The following is an 8,850-nucleotide window of genomic DNA, read 5'->3' as shown; positions in this document are numbered from 1 at the left end:
AGAAAAAGCGTACAATTTATCTGATGGCCTGAGGAAAATTTACAATCAAAACATTCAAAAATCCGTTGCACTGTTGAAATTGGCACATTGGTTTAAAGAGGTGGAAGAATCAGGATTTAAAGCTTTCTCAGTGCTCAGAAAAACCATAATGAATCATTACAATGAGATTCTCAATTATTTTGAAAGAAGAAGCACGAATGCTTCCGCCGAGTCTTTCAATGCTAAAATAAAAAACTTCAGAGTACAATTAAGAGGCGTGCGGGATAAAGCATTTTTCCTCTTCAGGTTGTCTAAACTTTTTGCCTAGTCCCCAAGTTTTGAGATTGATCCTAGATTTTAGTGTGTAAAATAGGCTCCAGGTATTCCTGGAGTCTGTTTTTTTATTTTTTTTGATACTAGCGCAAAAACTAAAACGCTGTAAACATTGATGTTTACAGCGTTTTAGCTTATTTTAGTTTCTCAACCAGCGGAGAGAGAGGGTTTTTGTAACTTCTTCTCGTCCTTTTATTGATAAGCGTTTCGCTGTAGCATCTTGTGAAAGGCCTTAAATAGGGCATTTGCAAAAAGCGGTAAAATCCATTATAATAATTTTACGTAGTAAAAGTAGAATTTTTCGTTCGAATTTGCAAATAAAGATTGGTAAATTTTGAACTTGTTTTTTGATTTGTAATTCGCTTTGGCAATTTGTCAAATTTATTTTTTTAGAATATGTCTTATTTGTAATAATTATTCAAAAATATAATTGCCACTTCAATTATGTTTTCTTTCTTTGAAGGAGTAATTAAAATACCTTTTTTATCGAGTTCTTTAAAAGATAATCCATTTAAAGAGTTCATAATGTCTTTTGTACTATGACTAATAAACCAACCGTCATTAACAGGTGTCATATATGCTGAATTCTTAAGCTGAATAACACTTTCATTAGTGTCTACTTCCCAACCATTATTTTTTATTTTATTGCTAGATAAAAGTTTTGAATCGTGTAGAACTGCATTTACAAAAGAATTTGTATGATATCCTCTTAAAGTATATTTATCTAAAGCATCGATTTTATAATATTTTTCATCTCTAAAAGAATAAATATTAGTGTCTGAAATTAACATTTTAGGATAGTTTATAAATAGTTTTCTCCATTCCTCATCTACCTCTTTCTTTTTAAGTTTTTGAAGTGCTGTTTTAACTGTTTTTTGTTTGACGCTCTCGATATCGGTAAATAAATCCAATAGGATTGTTGGAAGTTTATCATTTGCATAAAAAATTCTTTCCCATTTATTTTTATTTCCAAAATACCATAAAGCTCCAAAATAGCATTTTCCTACGTGAACGGAATAATCACCATAAGATAATAAACATCTTAAAATATCATTTGTTTCTACAGTTTTCCATAATTCCACAAAATTGTTTGCTACGTTGGTAATATCCAAATTACTCTGAAGTATTAAATCAAAACTTGACAAATTTCCCTTTAAGTTTGGATGATTCTCTAACAACTGGATAGCTTCCCTAAACTGCGGATTCAGATTAATATAATTAATTTTTGCAATTTCTCTCTGAACAAATTCTTTTCTATAACTTGAACTTGATGTATTATAATCAAATTGGTCAAATGGTTTTTCACTGATGATTTTATCTATAAAACCAACAATTTCAGGGTAATTAGAGAAACGAATATTAGGAACAACGTCATCTCTTGAATTATCATTTCCTTTTTGATTAATATCTACAACAAAATTTCTGACTAATCTTGATAGTTCAATAATTTCATTATTGATTGTGAGTTTTTGATAGTCGAATTTTAAATGAAACTCGATTATTGAGTACAATAAAAATCTATCTAAATGAGTAATAGAACTGAAGCTGAATAAAAGTTTAGTTAATAAATTAGTTTCCTCTTCAAAAATATTGACCTTATTTTTATCTGCTTCATTAGTAAATATATTATCAAAAAATAAATTGATTTCTTTTACATTATCTTTTGAAGCCGAAATTAAGTTCAACGAATCGATTAAAAATTTAAGATTTTCTTTTGAAGAATAAATTAAGCTTATGATTTCAAAATTATTAAAATCATACTCATTATTTGAAGCAATTTCTTCATCCTTATTGAATAAAAGCCCTGTAATGAAACTAAAATAGTTTAAAAATAATTGATCAACAGCAGGCTTCTCAGGTGTATATTCTTTCGATAACCCCCAAAATAAATCGCACCAAGTAGTGTCTATAGAATTTACAAATTCTTTTCTTAAATCAGAATCCACACTTTCAATAATGCTTTCAAATCTCGCTTTGAAATTCTCGAAAGAAGTCAATGATTTACCTCGAGCATTCATCTTGATATAAAGATCATCAGAAAGATTGTATTCGTCTAAATTGAGAAATTCAAAACTGATTAATTTATTATTGACAAGTTTTTCAAAATATCCAGATGAGTTTTTGAATTTTTCTTCAATAGCATCCAACATAGTAAGAGCACCTGCAACTGTAGGGTCATTTTCCCATTCATAAAAGTACCATTTTTGGTCTTTTAATAATTTGGAAATAATTATATCGTCATTTAAAACCACCTCTCCGTTAGAAGTAAGATTATCAAAAAAGCTTCTTGAACTGTGTCTCGTTTTATAAGTGAATTTAGATAAGTTTTCTTGTTGGAAAATTGTTTTAAATGAATCAAATTTCTCATCCTTTACCGCCAAATAATAGTGCAATAAAAAAAGGGTGGTAAGACGTTGTTGCCCATCTAATGGAATAAATTTAGCGTTTTCTAAATATCCATATACAAAATCTAAATCTACTATTTTATCGTCTTGCAATGCGTTAAATAAAACAGTTAAAAATTCATTTCTTATACTTTTTTTATTGTTTCTTCCTTGTGCATAATCTCTTTGAATAATTGGTATTTGAACAGATAAATCTTTGGTTGTAAATATATCGGTAAGCGTAAGTTTTTCTCCGGTTTTCATTTTGTTTTTTTTAATTAAGGTAAAATTTCAATGTTGATTTTATACAGTCTTGATAATCTTCTATATCATTCTGTTGCCAAAACATAACTTGGTCAAACTTGTTGGAATAGTATTTCACAAAAACATTTTTTGTACATAAAGGGACAAACATAGCATTTGCTTCATTTTCTAAAATCCATTTTCTTTTAACTGGAAATATTGCATTTTTATAGGCTCTATTGGTATAAGCATCTAGTAAACAAAGATTCCCAATACTGTCTTTCACATCTCCATCTATTTCATCTTCTTTGAAATAAGACAAAACTTTATTGAATAACACCTCAAACTTTCCATAATTAAAATCTTCTTGTTCAAGTAAAGATTTGATTTCATTAATTAGTCTTAAAGTTGTATCATCATTAAATTCGTAATTGCCTGTTACCTTTGTACCAATAAAATATTCATACACAGCCATCATCCAAGATTTTGCATTCTTCTCCTTTGGCATCTCTGAATTGATAGAGCTGATATGTTCTAAATCCCAATTATTTTTCAAATATTCATCAAAAGGAAAACGCAGGTTGGATTTATCATTCTTTAAAATATACTCAACATTGAACAATAGCAGTAGATGTTTAATTGTAGTGGAATGTTGATTATAATTTAAGCTATCAATGTCATACTTTTCGAAATGTTTCTTAATCTTATCTTTTATATAATTTTCAAATTCTGACTTTTTCAAATTAGTGTTTTTATTGATTAATTTTTCAATTGAAATAATCTTTGTGGTTATAACGTAACCCACTAAGTGATAAAGTTTATGATGATTATACCATTCTTTGAAACGTAAAAACAAGTCCATTACTTCCTTCCAGATTTCTGTAATATTATTTTTTCTCATTTCAAATTCTTCATTGTATTTTAGGAAGGTAAACAATTCCTCATCAGAGTTTGATTTCTTTTTTATTACATCAAAGATGTATTCTATACGTGTATCATACTGAGAATTATTGTCCTTTATAAAATACCAAAAATTATCGTTTCGAAGCGTATTTTCAATAACATCCCATTGCGAGGCAATCTCAATTTGTTTCAATAAAACTTCGCTAGAATCTTTGCTAAGGAAATTACGCTTTCTCAAAAAAAGTGCTTTTATCAACTCAGCATTTGTGAGCGGGATTTTGCCAACATTTATTCTTGTAAATATTTCAATAGCATTCTTATTATCTATTTCATACCATATAACTCGTACATTTATTCCTGCTTCTGATGGAGATGTGAGGGTTTGAAGGATATGATTTTTATAAACTCCATCTTTTTCTGAAAACCACTTTTCAATGGCTTTACGGGCTAAACAAATATGATAATAATCGACATTATCATATTCTTTATCATAATCTATATTTTTCAAAAATGATTGACTGTTCTTTCGAGTTTCATATTCGATAGAATATGTTCCTTTCCCCAGTATTTCTCTTAATGGCTTTAAACAATCTAATATTAAAAAAATCGTAGTTAATCTTTGCTGTCCGTCAATCAAAATCCATTGGTCATCCTTTTTAGAAACAACCAAAGGTTGTAAACAATAGAAAGGCTCTATAACTGCATTTTTATTATTGGTATAAAATTCTAAAATATCATTTAAAAGTGCATTGACTTCTGTTTCTGTCCAGCGATATCCTCTTTGGTAGGACGGAACATAAAAAGATTCGCCCAATAAGTCATTTATTGGTTTAAGTTCTATTTTATTCATATTTATTAGTTTTAAATTATTCTGTCAATTATTAACATTGACTTGTATGTAATTTTTAATGAAATCAAAAAAGTATTTAGAAAGAATCTTTTCAATGAGCAAAAATAATCTGTATCTCTCATTGAAAATTACGGAAAACCATAATAAGATTACGACGCCACCCCATCAATAAAAACCTCCACAAAATCCTGAACTTTTTGAATAATTCTTTTTCCGATATTATTTCGTTCCGTAAGTTTTGGTTTTATTTCTAAAAGTTTTAGAGCATCGCTCATTTTAGGTATTTTAGAAGTGAAAAGAAAGCTGTCAATCGTTTCTTGGAATTTTTCTTTATTCAGAGATTCTTCTTCTGCAATTTTCTCAAAAGCATCAGTTCTTTCTTTATTCCAGAAACTATCAAATTCATCACTTACAGCATCGCCGTCCGGAATATGTGGCAAGTTCTCGTCTATGAATTTTTCAATTAATTCTTTTTTGCTTCTTAATTGGGCGTCGCCGGATAGGATTTCACGAATTTCTTTTATTTTCGCTTCTCGTTTAATTCCTTTTATATCTGCGATATTTGCTAATAGTGAAAGTATATAGCTTACATTAATTTCATCTCGATGAATTAACTCCAGTTCAAAATCAACATCATCTAAAATACTGACCTTTCCATCTCCTGGAATTTTAGGATGCGTTAATGTCCAAATATCCAGATACTTACTTTTATATCCATCAAATTCAAATTCTGTCATCTCTAATTGCTCAAAACTAAAATCTGTAAATGACTTTAAGACATTTAGAATACGCATCAATTCACGGAAGGCTGTAACAAATTCAAATTTTTCATGTTCGGTTTGATATGAGTCTACACTTTGAATTTCGGGTGCAACTAGTTTCAGTTTTTCTAAAGAATTTTTGAAAAGTTCAATATAATCTTCAATGGGTTGGATGATTATTTCCTGTATAGCTTCTTTGTTAGAAAATAAAGTCACTGCATCATCTGTCGCAGATTTTAAATTGCGAAAACAAACGATATTTCCTTGCGATTTTTTCTCTCCGATGATTCTGTTGGTTCTTGAAAATGCCTGAATCAATCCGTGGTATTTCAGGTTTTTATCAACGAATAAAGTATTGAGTTGCGGACTATCAAATCCCGTTAAAAACATATTGACTACAATAATCAAATCAACTTCTTTGTTTCTGACTCTTTTTGCAATATCATTATAATAATTATAAAAAGTCTGGCTGTCTTTAGTAGAATAGTTCATCCCAAACATTTCATTATAATGACCAATATATCGATCTAAAACAGTCCTGCTATGTGAATCACCATATTTTGCAGGTGGCTCCGCAACCATAGACAAAACATCTTCTTCCTGATAATTTCCGTCTGCATCATTATTCTCTTCATTAGTTCCATAACTGAAGATGGTTGCAATTTTCAGATTGTGTTTTCCCTCTTCTTTCTTCTTTTGGAAAAGGTCATAATATTTCTGCAAAACATCTATGCTACTAACACAGAACATTGCATTGAATGTTTTCTGATGGGTTTTTCTATCGTGTTCTGTTATAATGTAATCGGTGATTTTCTCCAGACGCTTTGGACTTGCTAGTAATTCTTGAGTATCAATAGCTTCAACTTCCATATCTATGTAAGTATTACTACCTTCCTTTTCTTTGTATCTGCCGACATATTCTACAGAGAATTTCAAAACATTTTCATCTCTGATAGCATCTGTAATGACGTATTTATGCAAACATTCTTTGAAAAGCATATTTGTAGTGGCAGAAATTCCATTTATTTTTCCAACCGAATTCACTTCCGAAATTGGCGTTCCGGTAAAGCCAATCATTTGCGCTTTTTGGAAATATTTCTTAATATTTTGATGCGTTTCTCCGAACTGACTTCTATGACACTCATCAAAAATGAATACTACTTTTTTGTCTTTTAAATGGTCTATTTTTCTACCGTGTTTTTCTTTGGTAATGGCGGTATTTAGCTTTTGTAAAGTTGTTACAATGAGTTTTGTATTATCAGAAAGTTGCTTTACGAGATGTGCGGTGTTTTCCGTAGCATCTACGCTGTCTTTTTCAAAAGCATCAAATTCCTTTTGCGTTTGATAATCCAAATCTTTCCTATCCACTACAAAAACAACTTTCTCCACTTTAGGAATTTCTTTGAGAATCTGACTTGCCTTGAAAGAAGTCAATGTTTTACCCGAACCCGTTGTATGCCAAATAAATCCATTGTTATCGGTATTTCTAACCCTTTCAACAATTTTTTCTACCGCATAATATTGGTAAGGTCGAAGAACCATTAAAATTTTATAGGTTTGATTCAGCACGATATATTTCGTAATCATCTTGGCAATGTGACAAGGCTCTAAAAATGCCTGTGCAAAATCTTCAAGTTGTGTGATATTATTATTGTGCTCGTCTGACCAGAAGAAAGTTTGTTTAAAACTCTGCTTGGCGTTATTGGAATAATACTTTGTATTGACACCATTACTTATAACAAACAACTGAACGTAATTGAATAAACCTTTTCCCGAATTAAATGACTGATGGTGATAACGGTTGATTTGATTAAAAGCCTCTTTCATTTCCAAACCACGGCGTTTGAGCTCTATCTGAACCAAAGGCAAACCGTTGACTAGAATCGTGACATCGTAACGGTTTTTATAATCTCCTTCCTGAGCAATTTGATTTGTGACCTGGAATTGATTCTGACACCAGCTTTCCTGATTGATGAATTCAATCCATTCCGAATTCCCGTCGTCTTTGGTAAACTGAAATCGGTCACGCAATATTTTAGCTTTTTCAAAAACATTTCCTTTGGCAAGATGATTTAGAATCTTCTCAAATTCTTTATTGGAAAATTGTTTTTTATTATGAATTTCAAGCTGGGTTTTTAGGTTGATAATCAAATCTGCTTCATTGCAAATCCTGACTGGCTTATGACCTAACTGCTGTAATTGTTCTACTAATTTCTGTTCAAGAATATATTCGGGCTGGCTGGACATTTTGCGTTTACGTGTTTTATGGTTAAAAAACATTGTCAGAGTTTGAAACTCTGACAATGTTGTTAATAGTTTTGTCAAATCTAACAAAAATATCATAACTAAAACTATTTTAATGCTTTAAACATTTGATCTATTGCTTTTTTCTTCTGTTCTAGATTTGGATGGACATAAAGATTCAATGTTGTACTGATATTGGAATGTCCCAGTAGTACACTCACAGTTTTATAATCACATTTGCTTTCAATACATCGGGTTGCAAAACTATGACGCAATCCGTGGAATTTGATTTCCGGGATTTCCAGTTGTTTCATCAGATTTTTATAATAGCTCCGGTAAGTTCTTGGCTCAGTCGGTTTAGCATCATTTGTCAAGACAAAAAACAAAGGATTCACAATCTTTTTAAAAGGCTTCAACATTCGCAAAAGGTCTCTGCTCATTGGAACTTCTCGAATCGAATTCTTGGTTTTTGGTGTATCGAGAAGCAATTCTGTTCTGCGTTTTCCATCTTCGATAATGTAGATTCGCTGAATGGTTTTTCTGATGTTGATAATCCCGTTATCCGTATCAATATCTTCCCAAGTGAGTGCGCAGATCTCTCCAATTCTCATTCCCGAACAAAGACAAATGTAAACGCCCAGATTCCGAAATGTAAAATGCTCCTGAATATAGTTCATCACTTTTTTCTGATGCGTTCTCGTCAAAACTTCAATACTCTGATTTTCTCGAACGGTTGGATATTGAATATCAAATGGCGTGTATTGAATCCATTTATATTTTGCCCCAAATTTCATTACCATTTTCAAAACGATAAGAACATCTTTTATGCTTTTCTGGCTCAATCCCTGTTCCAATTTTTGAAAAACAAATTGCTGAACTTCCTCTTCTTCTATGCTACTTACTTCAGCAAATTTGGGTAACAAATGGTTCTCCAGCAAAAGCACATAAGCCGAAAAACTTGATTTTTTCACATAAAGTTGTTTGTCTTTTTTCCATAGTTCTACGATTTGTGCAAATGTTTTTTTTGTCGTCATAATTTTCTTTTTGATTTTAAATTATTATTAAAAATCAAAAAAGGTATGAATAAAGGATTTGAGAAGAAAACTCTGTAAAATCTAAGATTAAAAATTATTAATTGTCGGGTTTCCAAATT

General features: G+C 30.6%; 5 protein-coding genes. 1 reads left to right on the top strand and 4 read right to left on the bottom strand.

Features of this window, described 5'->3' with window-relative positions:
- On the top strand, positions 1 to 307 hold a 307-nt coding region (locus BT156_RS21435), incomplete at its 5' end, for a transposase (RefSeq protein ID WP_072411985.1).
- A gap of 406 nt (positions 308 to 713) precedes the next feature.
- On the opposite strand, the gene BT156_RS21430 is transcribed toward BT156_RS21435, so the two are convergent.
- The 4 genes from BT156_RS21430 to BT156_RS21415 all read right to left on the bottom strand — a co-directional run bounded on the left by BT156_RS21430 (position 714) and on the right by BT156_RS21415 (position 8,731).
- On the bottom strand, positions 714 to 2,960 hold the full coding sequence (locus BT156_RS21430; protein ID WP_072412956.1) for a DUF262 domain-containing protein: 2,247 nt from the start codon (positions 2,958 to 2,960) through the stop codon (positions 714 to 716).
- A 10-nt stretch (positions 2,961 to 2,970) separates the two neighbouring features.
- Complete coding sequence (locus BT156_RS21425; RefSeq protein ID WP_072412955.1) at positions 2,971 to 4,692, bottom strand: DUF262 domain-containing protein; 1,722 nt, start codon at positions 4,690 to 4,692, stop codon at positions 2,971 to 2,973.
- 149 nt (positions 4,693 to 4,841) lie between these two features.
- Positions 4,842 to 7,700, bottom strand: a complete 2,859-nt coding sequence (locus tag BT156_RS21420; RefSeq protein WP_072412954.1) for a type I restriction endonuclease subunit R — start codon at positions 7,698 to 7,700, stop codon at positions 4,842 to 4,844.
- Between the two features lie 104 nt (positions 7,701 to 7,804).
- The gene (locus tag BT156_RS21415; protein WP_072412953.1) at positions 7,805 to 8,731 is read right to left on the bottom strand and encodes a tyrosine-type recombinase/integrase; all 927 of its coding nucleotides are present in this window, start codon (positions 8,729 to 8,731) and stop codon (positions 7,805 to 7,807) included.
- Between the last annotated feature and the right edge of the window lie 119 nt (positions 8,732 to 8,850).

The organism is Chryseobacterium limigenitum (genome assembly GCF_900114875.1).
Lineage (GTDB): Bacteria > Bacteroidota > Bacteroidia > Flavobacteriales > Weeksellaceae > Chryseobacterium > Chryseobacterium limigenitum.
This window is presented reverse-complemented; position numbering and strand designations above follow the sequence as displayed.